This window comes from Nocardia sp. NPDC055029, assembly GCF_053608525.1.
Window position 1 is genome coordinate 115,809 of record NZ_JBSGVQ010000013.1, and the last position, 18,634, is coordinate 134,442.

Below are 18,634 nucleotides of genomic sequence, written 5' to 3' on the forward strand. Positions count from 1 at the left end.
GGCGCACCACCCTGTCCGCTGACGCCACGGTCCGGCCGCGGACGACGCTGGATCCTCACAGGTACGGCTTACCGGATCAGCGGGAATTCCGCGACCGCACCACACGAACCGCCGGTGACGCCCCGGACAATTCCGGTGACGGCATCGAAAGCCCGCGGCCACCGGCAGGATCGGCCCGGGTACCGGATCCGGCGGGCTCTGCTCGCTCGGGGCGCCTGGGCCGCGCCCCGCGGGGCATCACGCGAGCTCGAGTACCCGGCCGGTGGCTGTCGGGTCGGCGTCCCCCGACCGTTCGCGGCCGGGGAGCCCGGCGGCGGCGATGGCTCCGAGCCCGAGCACCGCGACGACCAGGACCCACACGGCGGTGGACGAGGCGTTCGCCGCGAGCAGGCCCGCCGCCAGCGCACCGACGCTGCCGCAGATCCGCAGGGCGAGCGACTGGACCGACAGCACCGTGGCGCGTTCCCCGGCGGTCGCGGCGCGGTGAGTCAGTGTGTCCAGCAACGGTTCCGGCGCTCCGAGTGCGAGGTAGACGCCCACGTATCCGGCGGCCACCAGGAGCAGGATCGGTGTCCCCAGCGCGGCGACGGCGACGGCGGTCAGAACCAGCGCGACAACGACCGTGCGCCGGACAGACCCGAGCAGCCGCGACAGCGTGGGCGATGCCGCCGAACCGGCCGCCATCGCGAAGCCGCCGAGCGCGGTGAAGACGGCGAAGGCGCCGACGGCCCTGCTGTCCCCGCCGAGACTCGCGGCGATCTGCAACGGCGCGAGCAATTCGACCGCGGCGAGCACGACCCCGATGACACCGCACAGCACCGTGATGCGGCGCAGCACGCTGTTGCGGGCGCAGGTGCCGATGCCGACCCGCACCGTCCGCGGGATATCGGCGAGCACGGCACGGATATCGGCGCGCGGACGTCGGACCGTCTCGCCGACCCAGGCCAGCTGGACCAGGATCCGGATCACGATGACGCCCGCGGCCGCGAGGTAGGGCAGCGAGAGCGCGAGGATCGGCCCGGCACCGGTCGATGGCACCGGCGCCCACCCCGCCAGCGCACCGCCCACCAGCGCGCCGACGGCGAGGGCGATCGATCCGGCGGTGCGGCCGTGCGCGAATCCCGACGTCAGGTCCACGTCCTCGTCCACCGCGTGCACGGCGTCGACGTACCAGGCTTGCAATGGCCCGGAGTCCAGCGCCCGGCCCGCGGCCTCGAGCAGGATTCCGGTGGCGATGACGAGCACGCTCGTGCCGATCCCGAGCGACACCGCGGACACCAGGAACAGCAGGGAGGCGGCGATCAGCACCGGCCGCCTGCCGACGACATCGGCGAGCCCGCCGGTCGGCAGTTCCAGGGCGGCGGCGGTCAGGCCGTAGGCCGCGAGCAGGGCGCCCATGGTCGCCATGTCGATCCCGCGCGCGGCCAGCAGCAGGATCAGGACCGGTGCGCAGAGCCCGGTCGGCAGCCAGCCGAGGACGTTGAGCGCGACGTAGCGACGGGTGAGCGTGGTGACGGTCGCGTTCACGCGATGACCTCCGGGCGGGAGTCGATGACGGTTGTCCGTAGCGCGCGCGGTCGCTTGCTGAAGCGATTCCGATGCCAGCGCAATTCGGTGACGGGGACGGTGAGCCGGAGCTCGGACAGGCGCGGGAGCAGCACCCCGAGGATGACCTGCGCCTGCTTACGGGCCAAGGTGGCGCCGGGGCAGTAGTGGGGACCGTGTCCGAAGGACAGATGCTTGGTGTCGGTGCGGGACGGGTCGAGGCGATCCGGGTGGTCGAAGCGGTCGGGGTCGCGATTGGCGGCGACGAGGTCCACCACGACGGCACTGCCCGCCGGGATGACGACGTCACCGACCGACACGTCGTCCATGGCGAACCGGGTCCACGTGCCAGCGGTGGGGGTGAGGTAGCGGAACAGCTCCTCGACGACCGAGGGCAGCGATTCCGGTCGCCGGGCCAGCGCGCACTGGAGCCGGGGCGCCATCAGGAGGGTGAGGGTGGCCGTGCTGACGAAGCTGACCGTCGTCTCGTAGCCAGCGACGATCATCAGCGCGGCGGTGCCGACGGCTTCGGCGGCCGAGAGACGGCCTGCCGCGGTGGCCGCGGCGAGCTCGCCGCACAGATCATCGCCGTGCTGCTCCGCCCTGGCGGCCAGCAGTGCGGCCAGGTAGGTGTCCAGCGCGGCGGCGCCGGCCGAGCTGACCTCGGGATCCGGCATGGTCGAGTCCTCGGCCCAGGCGAGCACGCGGTCACGGTCGGCTTCCGGCACCCCGAGCAGTTCGCAGATCACGGAGAACACCAGCGGAAGCACGAACTCGCCGACCAGGTCGCCGCCGCCGCGGCCGAACAGCGCGTCGAGCAGGTCCGTGGCCCGCGCCCGCATGCGCTCCACGGGGGCGTCGTAGCGGCGGGGCGTGAGCGTGGGCGCCACCGCCCGCCGGAGCCGGGTGTGCCGCGCCCCGTCGCACATCTGCATGCTCGTACTGTGGCGCTGATTCACCGCCGATCGCGCGGCGATATCCGAATGCAGGTCCGTGCCGTTGGCCGGATCATTCGACATCCGGCGGTCCGCGAGGAGCTGTATCGCCGCCTCGTATCCGGTGACGAGATATCGGTTGTCCGCCAGCTCGTGAACCGATTCGATATGCCTGACGCTCATAGGAATTCCCACCTTCACGGTCGGGGGGCGAAGCCGGCTGCTTCGCCCCCGGCGACGACCGAACGGGTGATCAGTACCGGTAGGCGTAGATGTGGCCGGACCGATCGGCATCGTCCGCGGGAAGGGCGAAGAGTTCCTCGAGCGCGTCCAGCTCGAGAGCGATATCGGTGTCGAGGATGTCGATGGTGTGCATGTGGGTTGTTCCCTTTCTTCGTTTCCGTCGCCGTGTGCGTCGGTACATAAAGTGTCGGGAACTACGGCTCGCCCGAATAGAAACCCTGGGGTGCGGAATTCATCACCCATTATCCGGGCGCAGGAATGCCGGAAACTGTTAACGGCGCGGGCAGCGAAACGTCCGGAACAGCCCGGCGGCACCGGGACTGTTCCGGGCGCGTCAGCGAGCGGCGGCGGTGGCCGGGGCCGTGTGGGTGCCGATGAGGGCGGTGTCGTGGGTGGCGGCGCGGAAGCGGGGGTGGTCGAGGATGTCGTGCAGGAAGTCGGTGGTGGTGGCGACGCCGGTGCCGGTGATCGTGGTCTCGGCCAGGGCGCGGCGCATGCGGGCGATGGCGGCCGTTCGGTCGGGGGCCCAGACGATGACCTTGGCCAGCAGCGAATCATAGTGCGGGGGAACGGCGTAACCCGCCGCGATATGGGTGTCGACACGGACGAACGGGCCTGCCGGTAAAACGCAGTCGGCGAGTGTGCCTGGGGCGGGAGCGAATTCGCGTTCGGGGTCTTCGGCATTGATGCGGCATTCGATCGCCACGCCGTCGGGCCGGATGTCGGTGCCAAGGCGCAGCGGTTCGCCCGCCGCGATGCGCAGCTGCTCGGCGACCAGGTCGACGCCGGTGACCATCTCGGTGACCGGGTGTTCGACCTGGAGACGGCAGTTGACCTCCATGAAGTAGAACTGGCCGTCGGGGGCGAGCAGGAACTCCACGGTGCCCGCGCCGACATAGCCCGCCGCCTCGCAGCCACGGACGGCGGCGGCGCCGATCCGTTCGGCCAGTTCGCTGGACAGGCCAGGGGCAGGCGACTCCTCGACCAGCTTCTGGTGCCTGCGCTGCAGTGAGCAGTCGCGCAGGCCAAGATGAATGACCGTGCCGTGGGTGTCGGCCAGGATCTGGACCTCGACGTGCCTGGCCGATTCCAGGTAGCGCTCGAGGTAGAGCCTGCCGTCGCCGAAGACGGCGGCGGCGGTTGCTCTGGTGTGCTGCCAGGCGGCGCCGAAATCGTCGCCGTCGCGGACTACCCGCATGCCACGTCCGCCACCACCGGCGACGGCCTTGATGATCACGGGGTAGCCGATCTCCTCGGCCAGCGCTCGTGCGGCGTCGGCGTCGTCGATGGGATCGCGGCTGCCCGGCAGCAGCGGCAGGCCCGCGTCGGCCATCAGCGCTCTGGCCGTGGACTTGTCACCCAGCCGGGCCATGACGGCAGCGGGCGCACCGACGAAGACGAACCCCTCCGCCTCGCACACCTCGGCGAAATCCGGGTCCTCGGACAGGAATCCGTAGCCGGGGTGGATGGCGTCGGCGCCGGTGGCACGGGCGGCCTCGATGATCGCGGGGATCGACAGGTAGCTGCGCTTGGCCGGGGCCGGACCGATCTGCACCCGTTCGTCGGCCAGCCGCACCGCCGCCGACTCGCGGTCGGCGGCGGAGTGCACGGCCACGGTCGCGATGCCGAGTTCGCGGCACGTGCGGATGACCCGCACCGCGATCTCGCCGCGATTGGCGACCAAGACCTTGCGCAGGGGGCGGGTCACCGCAATGCCTCGAACACGATCAGCGGCTGGCCGTGCTCCACCGCGTCACCGTTGTCGACCAGCAGTTCGGCGACGACGCCCTCCTTGGTCGCGGTCACCGGGATCATCAGCTTCATCGCCTCGATGATGCCAACCTGCTGGCCCGCGCGCACCGGGTCACCGGCCGAAACGAACGGCGCGGCACCGGGTTCCGGCGACCGGTAGAACACGCCGACGGTCTCGGCGGTCAGGGTGAAGGTGTTCGCGGCGGGCGCGCCGTCGGTGCGGCCCGCGGGCGCCGGGGCCGCGGCCGGGGTGACCAGCGAGAGCCGCCCGGCCTCGGCCCCGGCTGGTTCGTGGCCGACGGCGGGCGCCGAAGCGGGACGGTCGTCCCAGGTGATGCGGAGCAGCACGGGGCCGTTGGCGACGGTCACCGACGTCGGGGCGGACGCGGTGGCGCGCACGGACATCGCATGCCGGGTGAGCACCGCGAGGCTGTGATCGGCGTCGGTGGCACTCACCGCCCGCTGGGTGGATTCGCTGGTCGCTGACTCGGTCATCGGGTCTCCTGGCTCTGGGTGCGGACGGCTCGAAGGGTCGGGGTCGGTACGTGCCGTGAGCCGCAGGCCCTGCCGCAGCACCGTCCACGGGTTGCGGATCAGGAAGTCGGTCATCGCGCTGCCGAGCTCTCCGGCCGAGTCAGCCCGTAGGCACGAAATCGGCTGTGGCGCTGGGCGAGCAGGTCGGCGGTCGGCCAGGCGCGCAGTTCGTGCACGGCCTGGCGCACGGCCCGCCGCAGCAGGGCGGCCGCGCCGACGGGGTCACGGTCGGCGCCGCCGTCCGGTTCGGGGATCACCGCGTCGGCGATGCCGAGTTCGAGCAGCGCGGCCGCGTCGACCCGCAGGGCGGCGGCGGCGCGCGGCGCGGCGGCCGGGTCCTTCCACAGGATGGCGGCGCAGCCCTCCGGGCTGATCACCGAGTAGACGGCGTTCTCGCACACCAGGACCCGGTCGGCCAGCGCGAGCGCGAGCGCTCCCCCGCTGCCGCCCTCACCGGTGATCACGGTGACCACCGGAACAGGCAGTCCGGCCAGCAGTTTCAGCGATTCGGCGATGGCGACCGCCTGGCCCTGTTCCTCGGCTTCGATGCCGGGGTAGGCGCCCGCCGTGTCGACCAGCGCGACGACCGGGCGGCCGAGTTTGGCGGCCAACCGCAGCACCCGCACCGCCTTGCGGTAGCCGGCGGGCGTCGGCATGCCGTAGTTGCGCTGGGTCAGTTCGGCGCCGGTGTGGCCCTTCTGGGTGCCGATCACGACGACCGGCAGTCCGTCGAGCCGGGCCAGGCCTGCGATCATGGCGGGGCAGTCCGCCGACATGCGGTCGCCGTGCAGTTCGACGAAATCGTCGAACGCGGCGGCCAGGTAGTCCAGGGTGGTCGGTCTGCCGAGTCTGCGGGCGGCGCGCACGCGATCCCACGATTCACCGACGATGAGCGCGGCGGGGTCGGTGATGACCGCATCCGCGTCACCGGGCTCGGTGCGGCGCAGCGGGCGGGTCGTCATCGCCACGAGTCGCGACAGCCGGGCCCGCAGCGCCGAGCGGTGGCAGATCATGTCGACGATGCCGTGTTCCAGGAGGAACTCGGCGGTCTGGAAGCCGGCGGGCAGGGTCTGCCCGATGGTCTGCTGGATGACCCGCGGCCCCGCGAAGCCGAGGCGCGCACCGGGTTCGGCGACGATGATGTCGGTGGAGGTGGCGAAGGAGGCCGCCACGCCACCGTAGGTCGGGTCGGTGATGATCGAGATGGTCAGCACGCCCGCGTCGTCGAGACGCCGGAGGGCGCGGCTGGTCTTGGCCATCTGCATCAGCGCGAGGATGCCTTCCTGCATCCGTGCGCCACCGGAGGCCGTGACGAGCACCAGCGGCGCGCGATCGGCCAGCGCCGCTTCGGCCGCGGCGGTGACCGCCTCGCCGACGGCGCTGCCGAGGCTGCCGCCGAGGAAGCGGAAGTCCATGACCGCCAGCACGATCGGGGTGCCGTCGACGGTGCCGCGCACGCAGCGGATCGCCTCGGGCATGCCGGTCGCCTCGCGTGCCTGCGCGGCGCGTTCGGTGTAGGCGCGGGTGTCGGTGAATCCGAGCGGGTCGGTCACCGTCGCGGCGGTGGCGATCGGCTTGGCCGAATCCTCGTCGAGGAGCTGGTCGATGCGCTGATCGGCGGTGAGCATGCCGTGGTCGTCGCATTCCGGGCAGACCCGGTCGGCGCGTTCGTAGCGTTTGAGATAGATCACGGTCTGGCACGCCGGGCACAGCATCCAGGCGGTGCCGATGGTGGCGGTTCCGGTCTCGACGATGGTCATCGGTCCTCCAGCGGACGTGGGACGTAGCGGGCGCATGCCGCGGGCAGCCGGACGCCTGCGGTCCGCAACTGGGCGACGCGGGTGAGGTAGGCGGCGCCGAACATCAGCTGCCCCGCGATGTCGGCGACGGCACGGTTCTCCGGCGCGGCCAGATAGGTGCCCGCCGTCCAGGTGTTGAAGGCGCCCATCGCGGGGCCGCACCAGATCTGGTAGTCGGCGACCCGGTCGGCTTCGCCGCGGATGCTCCAGCCCGAGGACAGGCCGAGGTACCAGCGGAACACCAACGCCATCTTGGCCTTCGGGTCCTGTTCGGCGCCGGCGAGCTGGGCCGGGTCGCGTTCGGTGAAGTACCGGACGCACTCCTGCCATACCTCGTCGAGTGGCCTGCGGAACAGCGTGGACTCGAGCTCGGCGCGCAGCGTCGCGGGCAGAGTGTCGAGTCCGTCGTAGGCGCGGTAGGTGTCGTAGAGGCGCTGGGCGCGCGCGGCGAACATCGTGCCCCGGCGCAGGACCTGCACCTGCACACCGAGTTCGAACATGTCCGAGGACGGCGACATTGCGCAGTCGGCGAATTCGGCGTGGGCCAGCAGGTTCTTGGTTGCCGCGCACTGCGCGGCCTCCGTGGCCGACTGGTTGACCGACCCGGTCACCACGTACGCGGCGCCGAGCCCGAAGGCCGCCGCGACGGCATCGGGAGTGCCGAGGCCGCCCGCGGCGCCGATGCGGACCTGGCCCGCTCCGGTGACCGAGGTGGCCAGGCGGTCGCGGGCCGCGATCAGCTCGGGCAGCAGGACAGTCAGGGGCCTGCGGTCGGTGTGGCCGCCCGAGTCGGCTTCGGCGGTGATGTCGTCGGCCATCGGCACCTGCTCGGCGAGGCGGGCCTGCTCCTCGGTGATCCGGCCCGCCCCGACGAGGTCGCGTAGCAGCCGGACCGGAGCGGGGCGCAGGAACAGGTCGGCCACCTCGACGCGGGAGACCTTGGCGATCACCCGGTGCCGCCGCTCGATGCCGCCCTGCCGGTCGACCGCGAGCCCGGCGGCGCGGTAGCGGACCACCTCGGCGGTGAGATCCATGAAGGCCGAGGCCTCCACGCAGCGCACGTCGTGGCGCAGGCAGGCGTCGATGATGGCGCGTTCCAGCGCGGGTTCGCTGGGGCTGTGGATGAGGTTGCAGGCGAACGGCTGTGCGCCCAGTTCCCCGGCCAGCTCGCCCAGTGCCGCGTCGACCGCGGCCGGCGCGACCCCCGCGGCCCCGTACGCGGCCAGATAGCCGTTGCGCGCCATGGCTTTCACCAGGGCGGGCGAGGCGATGCCGTTGGCCATCGCGCCGGCGGCGTAGGCGGCTCTGACACCGTGTGCGGCGCGGAAAGCGCTGTCGCCGAGGCGTTCCGGCGGCAGCGGCGCGACGGCCGCCAGCACCTGGGTGCCCGCCGCGACCGTCTCGTCGGCGGTGGCGCCGACGCGACCGTCCGCGCGGACGATCCAGACAGGGGCGTCCAGGTCGAGCAGCAGTGCGGCGATCTCCTCGGCGGTGCTCGCCACCGCGGCGGTGCGCATCGTGGTCATCGCGCCGCCCGATCGACGAGTTCGACAGCCAGGTCGGTCACTTCGTAGATCCGCAGGCCCGGCTTCCACAGTGAGCCGTCGACCACCGCGGTCACGCCGTGCGGGCCGCGGTGCAGCGCCTTGATGTGCGCTTCGAGTTCGACGGTGCCGTCGGTGGGCAGGAACTGGCCGCGGTAACGCCAGCCGAACGGGATATCCGCCGGAATGCGGAACACCGGATCGGTCATGTCGGCGGTGTGACCCGCGTCGACGAGCCATTCCTGCACGGCGTGGATCACCGATTCGACGCCGAGCGAGCCGGGGATGACCGGGTCGAGGTGAAAGTGCCGGGTGAAGAACCAGTCGTCGGGGTCGATGGCGCGCAGCGAATGCAGGTATCCCGCACCGTATTTCCCGCCCCCGTCGACCACATCGACCCGATCGATGAGGGTGAGGGTGCCGCGCGAGCACAGTGGTGCGGCCGGGTCGGCGCGGCGGGCTGCCACGTCGATCGCGCGGACCGGTGCCTGCGGGTTCTCGGCCAGCCAGGACGGGGCGGGGCGACCTGCGTCGAGGCCGGTCTGGTTGGCCAGTGCCTCGTCGCTGAAGTAGCCGAACATGGTCTCGCCGGTGTAGAACGGCTCGCCGTCGACGCTGAGCGTGTAATCGAAGGTCTGCAGCGAGGATCCGGGCAGGATCGTCGTCGACAGCATGCGCGAGGACTGCTCGATCGTGCGGTCACGCAGGTCGACCTGACGCAGCACCGTGGCGGTGCCGCCCAGGTTGCGCAGGCTCAGGGTGACGCCCGGCTGGGTCAGGGTCGGCCCGGCGTAGTAACCCATGAGCAGCGCGGCCTGGAGCGAGGTCTCCATGTACACGAAGTGCGGCATGGAGTCGTTGGCCGTATCGGCGTAGTACCAGGAGTCGGCGGGCGAGTCGTACTCGGTGGTGTAGGACGCGGCGTCGAGAGTGCCACGGGCACCGTCGAAATCGCGGACCCGGTCGACCAGGAGCAGGCCGCCGGTGGGCAGCCGGGTCGCGCGCACACCGGTGTACTCCGCGAACTCCGGCCCCATCGCGATCGCCTGATCGCCGCGCGCCAGGTGCGTCATGTGGAACTCGTTGAGCAGCAGGCTCGGTACCGCCTGCCCGGGGCCGACGCCCGTACCCACGGACTCGGCGACGGTGACCTGCACCGCCACGCTCGGCTCGCCGCCCGCGAAGCTCGCGGTGGCGGCGACGTGCGGGCGGGGAACGAGATCCAGGCCGGTGACGACGAGTTCCACCGTGCCCCGGGTCGCGCCGGACACGGCCGGGGTAGCCCCAGTCAGCGTGCTGCCCGACAGGCACAGGTGCATGCCGGTGAACAGGGCGAACACCTCGGCCGCCTGCCGGGCGGCCACGCCGGGGGCACCGTCGTAGCGGGCGACGACCCGACCGTCGCCGGTCCCGCCGTAGAGCTCGATCGACTCGATCTCGGTGAGTACCAGGGGTTCTCCGGCGGCGAGTCGCGCCGCCACTGCGACACCGTCGCGCCGGTGACCGAGTCCGAAGACTTCGGCGACCGCGCCCGCGGCCAGCTGTTCGAGTGCCGCGCGGTCGAGCCGGATGCGGTCGGTGCGCGCCAGAGGCTTGAACGCACCTTCCCTGGCGACGACCCCCGCGAAGGCCGGAATCGACCCGTGACCGGCATTCGTCGTGGTGCCGACGCTGTGCGTCGCCGGGTCCTGGAGAGAGGTCGCGCGGGACCACAGCGCACGCTGCACGGCGACCTGTGCGGCGAGGGCAGAGCGGTGGGCCGTGACCACTCCGACGCGCAGCTCGGCGATCGGGCCGCGCTCCGAATCTCGCACCGGCGCAGAGGCATACACGGCGACCTCGGTAGTGGGCGCGGGCTCCGGTGCCTGCGCGATGGACGGGGTCGGCGCCGGCTGTGCCACGGCGTGCGCGGGGGCCGCGCCGACCGGGTCGAAGGCGATGCCGTCGAATTCGAGGATGGTCATCGGGTCCACTCCCTCACCGAGGTCTGGAACTTCTCCGTCAGATCGGGCGTCGTGAGGACGGTGACGTCCGAGAAGCGCTGCAGCACTGTGCCGTCGGTGGCCAGTGCGGTCGCGTCGATGCGGGCTTCGAGCCGCCCGGCGCGCGGGTTGTCGACCACCAGGACGAACGGTTCGGTGGTCGGCAGCGGGTGGTGGTAGTCGATCCGGCCGACGCCGAGGGGCAGGCAGGCCGCGCCGAGCAGGCGGTGGCCGAGGACCGGCGGGCCCTGCAGGATCAGGTCGGCGGCGACCGGATCGTGCAGCCTGCCCGCGTAGGCGCCGTCGGCGACCGGGCCGGTGGGCAGGAAGCACTCCAGGACGATCGCGCTGTCGCTGTCGGACCGGATGGTGCGCAGGCCCTGCAACGCCGGCGCGTGGAACTGGATGGCGTCGGTGTAGATCCGCTCGGCGCCGGTTCCCGGACCGGCCACGATCGACTGGCTGCCCGCGTCCTCGGGCGCCGTCGCGAGCAGCAGGGTCGCCCGGAAGTGGGCCGCCTTGTCGCCGAAGACGGTGGCCCGCACCGCGGTTCGGCCGTCGACGGCGGTGACGGGTTCGAGTTCGATCTCCAGTGCGGTGACCGGATGGTCGAACACCAGCCCCTTGAGGACCTGGTAGTCCCTGACCCCGATCACGGTGCGGCCCGGATGGGTTCGCTCCGCGAGATTGATCATCGCGCCGAGACCGAAGGTGGCGGGCAACACGATGTGCTCGCCGATCTGGTGCGCGGCGATCACGGGTTCGTCGACCAGATCGGTGACATCGCGGCGGGCGCGCACCCGTGCGGCGGGACGTTCGCCCGTCGACAGTGCGGTCGCGGCACCCACCAGCAGCACCGGCTCCGGTCGGCGGTCCTCGGTGAACTGCGTCGTGAACGCGGCGGCGCCTGCGGCGGGGGCCAGCAGCGGGATGCCGCGATCCCGGAAGTGCTCGCGCAGTTCGGCGGTCACCATGCCGCCGTCCCAGGCACCCCAGTCCAGTGCGGTGACCCGGTGGCCGGGATGTCTGCGCCGCCAGCTCACCGCGAACCGGCACAGTGCCTCGTTCGCGGCGGCGTAGTCGGCCTGCCCGGTATTGCCGAACAACCCGGCCACCGAGGTGAACAGCACCAGGTCCCTTGGCTCCCCCACCGCGGCCAGGACGGCGGCGAGACCACCGAGCTTGGGGCGAAGGACCCGCCCGATCGAGTCCGCGGTCTTGTCCGGGATCAGGGAATCTGCCAGCACACCCGCGCCGTGGACGACGCCGGTGATGGTCTCGCGCCACGGTGCGATCGCCTCGGCGAGCGCGGCCGCGTCGGTGGCATCGACGGCGAGGTAGTCGGCACGATCGCCGAGAGTGGCCAGGGTGGAACGAATTTCGCGGACCGCGCGGATCTCGCCGCACGCCCGATCGATGTCCTTCGGTGTCACCCCTGTCCCGGCCAGTGCGCGCACCGCCGCCGGCTTGAGGTCGCCGTCGGCGATCCCGATGGCCCAGGCCGGTTCGTCGGTGAGCTGGGTTCGTCCGAGCAGGACGAATCGCGCCGGGCTGTGTTCGGCGAGGGCGAGCACGCAGGTGGCGGTGACGCCCCTGGCGCCGCCGGTCACCAGCAGCACGTCGTTCTCGGTCAGCACCGTCGGCGCGAGTGTCGTTGCCGCGCTGACGACCTCGGTGGTGATCGCATCGCCGTGCCTGCTCGGCACCGGGGTGCGCCGCTGTCCCGATCCGTCGACGCCGACCTCGACGGTGTCGACGGCCGCATCACACAGCTCCTCGAGCACGATCTGCGCCACCCGCCCCGGCGTCGCCGCCGGGGCGATGTCGAGGGCACGGCAGAACAGTGCCGGTTCCTCGGCGGCCAGGGTCTTCACCAGTCCGCCGAGACCGCCGAGCAGGGCAGGCACCGGATCGGCGTCACCGAGCAGACCCAGGTGCCCGTCGAGCCGGGTGACGGTGACGAAGCCGGCGCGGTCGGTCGCGCCGCGCAGGGCGGGCACCACCCGGCCGGTGAGCAGGATCGCCTCGGTCAGGATGCGCTCGGCCTGGTCCCAGTCCGACGCGACGCCCGCCACGATCACACACATGTCCGCGGAGCCGGACACGGTGTCGGCGGGGCCTACCCGCTGCACCGTCCAGCTGCGTTCGCGCAGGGTCTCCTCGATCGCCTCGGCGTCGGTCTCGGCCGAGGGATCAAGGCAGACCACCAGCGCACGACCAGCGAGGCGATACGGATCGACCGCCAGGTCGACCGGCGCGAGCTCGACGAGTTCGACGACGTGCCGCGGCGTTTCGGCCGCGGCCTCAGCTTTTGGGTGGACATCACCCCCGGCCAGCTCGGCCACGATCTGATCCAGTGATCGCAGGGTGCCGAGCTGCTCGGGTCCGAGACTGGGCAGGTTCGGGAACCGTTCCTGCAGCGCGCCGATCACCTGGACCCGCTTGATCGAGTCCACGCCGAGATCCGCTTCCAGATCCATTGTCGGATCGACCATCTCGACCGGGTATCCGGTTTTGTCGGCGACTACTTCCCGCAGCGCCTGCCGCAGGGTGTCGGCGGTCGCGGCGCCGTCGGCCGGGGCGGCCGCCACGGTGGTGGATGCGGCCGCCACGGTGGCAGGTGCGGCGGTGGCGCTGCCGGCCTCGGCGAGCAGGTCCGCGATCTGGTCCAGGGTGCGCAGGGTGCCCAGCTGCTCGGGGCCCAGGCTGGGTAGCGAGGGGAAGCGTTCCTGCAGTGCGCCGATGACCTGCACGCGCTTGATCGAGTCGACGCCGAGGTCGGCTTCCAGGTCCATGGTGGGGTCGACCATCTCGACCGGGTAGCCGGTCTTGTCGGCGACGACCTCCCGCAGCGCGGCGCGGACCGCATCGCCGGTGATCGCGCTGTCGGCGGCCGCGCCGGGAGTGCCTGCCTGCGGTGCGGTGGCAGCCTGCTCCGCCGGAGCGGCCTGCGAGGCGGCGACAGCGTGCTGAGCCGTTGCCGGAACTGCGACGGGGGCAGCACCATTCGCCGCGGGAGCGACCGGGGCAGCGTGCCCGTTGGTGGGCGCGGGCGCCGGCGCGGCGATCGCGGGCACAGTGGGCGCGGCGGTGATCGCCCGCGGGGCCTGCCGGGTAGCGGTCACGGTGCGCGTGCCGGTCACCGGTGCGCCGGACTCGAGCTCCGCAAGCTGAGCAAGCACATCGCTTGCCCGCGAATGACTTTCACTGATCGCGATGCCGTGATCTTTCACCGCTTCGATGGCGCGCAGGGTGTTCTCGTCGAGCGTGCCGTTGCTCAGCGCGCCGGCCAGACCACGGGCCAGGTCGAGCTGGCCGTCCAGGTACTGCCGGTGGGTGTCCAGGTGCTGCACCAGGGCGGTGTCGAGCAAGTCGCTCGTCCGGTACTCGGACGAGCCGGGGGCGGGGATGGTCACGAGCTGTTCCTCCACGGTCGGGGCTACCACCGGTTGGTGCACCGCGAACGGCTGCGGTGCGGATGCGGATGCGGGGATCGAGGCGACGGCGGCCAGAGATTCGGTAACCGCTGCGGCCTGCGGCGCGGCGAGCTGGACCGAGTAGTCCCCGGACAGCGCTTCGGCGTAGGCGGCACGGCGACTGTCCGGCACGTATTCCGGCGCCGACAGGGTCACCGTCATCCTGTTGGCAGCCGGGGCGGGGGGCTGCGTTTCGGCGGCGGCGTAGCGGTTGATGTCTGTGATCTCGACACCGAGGACGGCCAGGCGCACCGCGGCGCGCTTGAGCGCCACGTCACCGTTGCCGATGGGACCGGAGTCGGTGGCGAAGGCGATCACGTCGTCGCCGAGGGTGCGCCGCACCAGCGAGGTGAGCACCTGCTTGGGACCACATTCGACGAAAACGGTGCATCCGTCGGCGTGCATGGCCCGCAGCGCGTCGACGAATTCGACCGGCTGGCTCAGCTGGGCCGTGAGCGTCGCCCGGTTGGCCGCGACATCGGCACCGTAGGACGCTCCCGCGGTGTCGGCGTAGACCGGTGCGTCGGGCTCGGTGATGTCGACCTCGTCGACGGCGGCGCCGAATTCGGTCACCGCGTGCGCGACATACGGGGTGTGGAAGGCCGCTGCCACGGGCAGATCCCTGGTGGCCCAGCCTCTTTCGGCGCTGCGCGCGATGAAGGCGGCGATGCCCTCCGGCCCGCCGCCGACGACGATCTGGTCGGGGGCGTTGTGATTGCAGATCCACACGTCGTCGAGATCGGCCAGCGCCTCGGCGACGTCCTCGCGCAGTGCGTTGACGGCCACCATGGTGCCCGCCTCGGCATCGTCGGCCACCGTCATCGCCGCACCACGAGCCCGGGCGAGGGTGAAGAAGTCCTCGGTACTCAGCGCGCCCGAGGCCCACAGGGCCGTCAGCTCGCCGAAGCTGTGGCCGAGGTAGCCGTGCGCCCGCAGACCGAACTCGGTGAGCACCCGGAACTGACCGGCCGCGAGCGCGCCGATCGCGGGCTGCGCGAATTCGGTACGGCGCAGGGCGGATTCCTGCTCGGCGCGGGCCTGCTCGGTGAACGCGGGCGGCGGGAAGACCACCGCGCCCAGCCGCTGCCCGGCGCCGACGAACGCGGCATTGGCGGCGTCGAAGGCCGCGCCGACCGGCGGATTGTTCAGCGCCGCGTCCAGACCCATGTCCACGTACTGGCTGCCCTGGCCTGCGAACAGCACGCCGACTTTCGCCTCCGGCAGCGCCGTGGCGCGGAAGTAGACACCCTCGGGGTGATCCCACTGTGCCGCCTCGGGATTGCGCACCATCTCGTCGACGGCCAGCGCGCGCAGATCGGCGGCGGTGTCCTCGTCGACGGACACGAAACCGATGCGGGCGTGGTCGGCGGGGATGTCGCCGCCGCCGGTGCCCGGGGTGCTGCGGACGACGTCGATCAGGCCCGACACATCCGGCGCGTGCCACAGGTGCGCACGGGGCACGCGATGCAGCACCTGTCCGCGTTCGCCGTCGGCTTCTTCGAGCACAAGGTGGAAGTTGGTGCCGCCGAAGCCCATTGCCGAAGCGGCCGCGCGGCGCACGGGGCGCTGCGGGTCGCGCACCCACGGCCGGGTCTTCGTGTTGACGTAGAGCGGGGTGTGCGCGGCGTCGATCTCGCTGTTGGGCGCGTCGACATTGATCGTCGACGGCAGGATCTTCTGGTGCAGGGCGAGCGCGAGTTTCATCACGCCCGCGGTGCCCGCGGCTCCCTTGGTGTGCCCGATCTGCGACTTCACACTGCCAAGAGCGGCGAATCCCGTCTCCGAACTCGCGTCGGCGAGCAGCCCTTTCAGCGCGGTCAGCTCGGTCTTGTCGCCCACCGCGGTGCCGGTGGCGTGCGCCTCGATCAGCTCCACGTCGGCGGGCGAGCACTCGGCGTCGGTGTAGGCGCGCTCCAGCGCCACCCGCTGGCCCGCGGCGACCGGCGCGTAGATGCTCTTGGCGCGACCGTCGCTGGAGGAGCCGAGACCGCGGATCACCGCGTAGATGCGGTTGCCGTCGCGGCGGGCGTCGGCCAGCCTGCGCAGCGCCAGCATCGTGATGCCCTCACCGAGCAGGGTGCCGTCGGCCTCGGCCGAGAACGGGCTGATCCGGCCGGTCGGCGACAGCGCGCCGACCTTGCTGAAGCACAGGTAGATGAAGATCGAGTTCTCGGTGTCGACGCCACCGGTGATCATCATGTCGGCGCGGCCGTCCTGCAGTTCGGCGATCGCGGTGCGGATGGCGGCCAGCGATGCCGCGCACGCCGCGTCGACGGTGCAGTTGATGCCGCCGAGCCCGAGCCGGTTCGCCACGCGGCCCGACACCACATTGGCGAGCAGACCGGGGAACGAATTCTCCTCCCACGGCGCGAACGCGGCGACGAAGCGACGCGAGATCTCCGCGACGTCACCGTCGGACAGGCCGACCGAGCGGGCCGCCTCCTCGAGCACCGGGGTGGACAGGCGCGCGGCCAGCGGATGCATCAGCGGCACCGGTCCGGTGGTGCCGAGCACCACGCCGGTCCGCGCTGGGTCGTACCATTCCGAGCCGGTCGCGCCGGCATCGGCGAGCAGATCACGGGCGACCCCGAGGCTCAGGGTCTGCATGGTGCTGGTGACCTCGAGCTGGTTCGGCGGCATGCCGAACTCCAGCGGATCGAACTCGACATCGGGCAGGAAAGCCCCACGGCGCGAATAGGTCTTGTCCGGCGCCGAGCGATCGGCGTCGTAGTAGTCGTCCAGGCTCCAGCGCGACGCGGGCACCTCGGAGGTGCAGTCGACGCCGTCGATGATGTTCTGCCAGTACTCGCGGTGGGTGTGTGCCTTGGGCAGCAGACCCGACATCCCGACGATGGCGATCGGGTCGCGTGCCAGGCGTCGTTCGTCTGTCACGGAAGGTTCCTCTCAGGCGGCGACGGTGGTGGCGGTGGCCGACGCGATCAGTTCGGCCGCGGTGGCGGCGAACAGGCGGTGGCCCACCGGACTCGGGTGCAGACCGTCCGCGGTCCACACCTCCGGCCTGGCCCATTCGGGCCGGGCGGCGATATCTAGCAGCAGGGTGCCGGTGTCGTCGGTGACCCGGGCAAGGACGTCGTTGGCGGTGGCGAAGCGCTCACGCAGCAGGGCGCGGAAACCGTCCGGCACGGGCAGGCGGGCGGGGATGTCGGGGTAGCTCGCGGTGAACACGGTGGCTTCCCTGGCCCGCAGGGTCGAGAAGATGGTGTGCAGGTTGTCGGCGAAACGATCCGCGTCGTAGGCGCTGACCAGGTCGTTCACGCCGACAACCACACCGTAGAGGCCGGCCCGGGCCGACGACGTCGCGTCCGCGAGCTGGCTCGCGACGACATCGCCGGTCGTGGCGCCGTGGGTACCGAAGTTGCGAATCGTGGTGGGCCGCAGCCCGAGCTGACCGCCGAGGCGCGAGACCCAGCCCCGGTAACCACCCGCCGCGGCGGGGTCGCCACGGCCCTCCACGAAGCTGTCTCCGAGCGCCGTCAGGCCGGCCGCAATCATGCGGTGACCGCCGTATTCACCACGTGCCGGTCGGCGACGGGGAAGTTCACCTCTTCGTAGAGCGCGCTCAGCTCGGCCTCACCGAAGAACTTGTCCGGCGGGTACAGGCCGGCGATCAGTCCGAAGAACTTCTTGGAGTAGTGCGGGCTCAGGCTCGCCGCGCGGAACACCGAGTCGTAGTACGGGGTCAGCGTGAGGTCGGAGATGGACTGGGTCAGCTCGTAGGTGCTGGCGCTCTGCGCGTCGCGCTCCCGCTGGTATTCCGGCATGGTCTCCTCGAACGGGCGCGCGCCCGAGAGGCTTTCGTGCACCAGGTCGGCGAGCAGCTGGCTGTACTTGAAGGCGTCGGTGATGCCCCAGCCGGTGAACGGGTCCTTGTGGTAGCCGGCGTCGCCGACCAGCGCCCAGCCGGGACCGAAGGACTGGCGACGGTAGTTGTCCGGGTACAGCATCGGGCGGAACGGCTCGACGCGCTTGCCGGTATCCCGCAGGCGCGCACCGATTTCCGGGTCGATCTGGTCGACGATCTCCTGCACGCCCGCATCGGGATCGGTGCGGAAGTCACGGAACCGGTCGCGCTTGCGCATGACCGCGACCAGAGCCAGGCCGTCGTTGGTCGGCCAGGAGGCGAACTGCTGCTCACCGAAACCGGTGCGGTGGTGCATGCCCCAGTCGACGCCCTCGTAGTACGAGTAGTAGATGAAGCAGGCCGCGGGCGAACCCTCGTAGGTGGCCGCGCCGACCTCCTTGGCGACGATCGAGTTCGAACCGTCGGCGCCGACAACCAGTTTCGCGCGGAACTCCTGCTCGGGGCCGTCACCGGCGCGGCCGCGGATACCGGCGACCCGGTCGCCGTCGCGCAGCAGCCCGGTGACGGTGAAGCCCTCGATGACCTCGGCGCCCGACTCCCCCGCCGCGTCGACCAGGATCTTGTCGAGCACGGTGCGGCGCGGGCAGTAGACGGCGTCGATGCCGTCGGCCGCCGGATCGGCCATGCCGGGGATCTCGATGTCGGTGTAGGTGAAGTTCAGGTGGCGGATCGGCGGGCAGCCGGTGGCCACCACGGCGTCGAGCAGGCCCCAGGACTTCAGAAAGCCGAGGCCTGCCTGGTGGATGTAGTGCGTGGACGGGGTGTCGCTGGGAAAGGTCGCGCGGTCCACGGCGAGCACCCGGTAGCCCTGACGGGCCAGCAGCATGGCCAGGGGCGCGCCCGCGACCCGGGTTCCGACGACGATGACGTCATACATGATGTGATCACTTTCGCTGGTCGAATTCCGATTTCGAGTCTGTCGCCGGTGCATTGCGGAAACC

Annotated in this window: 11 protein-coding genes; all 11 read right to left on the reverse strand. The window is 71.5% G+C overall.

The genetic code is table 11. The annotated features are described in order from the left end of the window. Positions 1–237 precede the first annotated feature (237 nt). Positions 238–1,527, reverse strand: a complete 1,290-nt coding sequence (locus ACWF9G_RS14745; RefSeq protein ID WP_452515757.1) for an MFS transporter — start codon at positions 1,525–1,527, stop codon at positions 238–240. Beyond that, the gene (locus ACWF9G_RS14750; protein WP_452515759.1) at positions 1,524–2,663 is read right to left on the reverse strand and encodes a cytochrome P450; all 1,140 of its coding nucleotides are present in this window, start codon (positions 2,661–2,663) and stop codon (positions 1,524–1,526) included. The genes ACWF9G_RS14745 and ACWF9G_RS14750 overlap by 4 nt, the downstream gene beginning before the upstream one ends. A gap of 70 nt (positions 2,664–2,733) precedes the next feature. Continuing rightward, positions 2,734–2,856 carry a hypothetical protein gene (locus ACWF9G_RS14755; RefSeq protein ID WP_379308572.1) on the reverse strand — a complete coding sequence of 41 codons (123 nt, stop codon included), beginning with the start codon at positions 2,854–2,856 and terminating at the stop codon, positions 2,734–2,736. 201 nt (positions 2,857–3,057) lie between these two features. Then, complete coding sequence (gene accC / locus ACWF9G_RS14760; RefSeq protein WP_452515761.1) at positions 3,058–4,431, reverse strand: acetyl-CoA carboxylase biotin carboxylase subunit; 1,374 nt, start codon at positions 4,429–4,431, stop codon at positions 3,058–3,060. Beyond that, the gene (locus tag ACWF9G_RS14765) at positions 4,428–4,970 is read right to left on the reverse strand and encodes an acetyl-CoA carboxylase biotin carboxyl carrier protein (protein WP_452515762.1); all 543 of its coding nucleotides are present in this window, start codon (positions 4,968–4,970) and stop codon (positions 4,428–4,430) included. Before ACWF9G_RS14765 ends, accC begins: the two co-directional genes overlap by 4 nt. A 110-nt stretch (positions 4,971–5,080) precedes the next feature. Further along, entirely contained in the window at positions 5,081–6,769 is a 1,689-nt protein-coding gene (accD, locus tag ACWF9G_RS14770; protein WP_379308569.1) for an acetyl-CoA carboxylase, carboxyltransferase subunit beta, read from the reverse strand. Beyond that, complete coding sequence (locus ACWF9G_RS14775) at positions 6,766–8,334, reverse strand: PfaD family polyunsaturated fatty acid/polyketide biosynthesis protein (RefSeq protein WP_452515763.1); 1,569 nt, start codon at positions 8,332–8,334, stop codon at positions 6,766–6,768. Before ACWF9G_RS14775 ends, accD begins: the two co-directional genes overlap by 4 nt. Then, positions 8,331–10,316 carry a beta-ketoacyl synthase gene (locus tag ACWF9G_RS14780; protein WP_452515765.1) on the reverse strand — a complete coding sequence of 662 codons (1,986 nt, stop codon included), beginning with the start codon at positions 10,314–10,316 and terminating at the stop codon, positions 8,331–8,333. Before ACWF9G_RS14780 ends, ACWF9G_RS14775 begins: the two co-directional genes overlap by 4 nt. Next, positions 10,313–16,702, reverse strand: a complete 6,390-nt coding sequence (locus tag ACWF9G_RS14785) for a beta-ketoacyl synthase N-terminal-like domain-containing protein (protein WP_452515766.1) — start codon at positions 16,700–16,702, stop codon at positions 10,313–10,315. Before ACWF9G_RS14785 ends, ACWF9G_RS14780 begins: the two co-directional genes overlap by 4 nt. A 12-nt stretch (positions 16,703–16,714) precedes the next feature. Further along, on the reverse strand, positions 16,715–17,323 hold the full coding sequence (locus ACWF9G_RS14790; protein ID WP_189023284.1) for an SGNH/GDSL hydrolase family protein: 609 nt from the start codon (positions 17,321–17,323) through the stop codon (positions 16,715–16,717). Beyond that, positions 17,320–18,570: an NAD(P)/FAD-dependent oxidoreductase gene (locus tag ACWF9G_RS14795; protein ID WP_452515768.1), complete on the reverse strand. Its 1,251-nt coding sequence runs from the start codon at positions 18,568–18,570 to the stop codon at positions 17,320–17,322. The genes ACWF9G_RS14790 and ACWF9G_RS14795 overlap by 4 nt, the downstream gene beginning before the upstream one ends. Between the last annotated feature and the right edge of the window lie 64 nt (positions 18,571–18,634).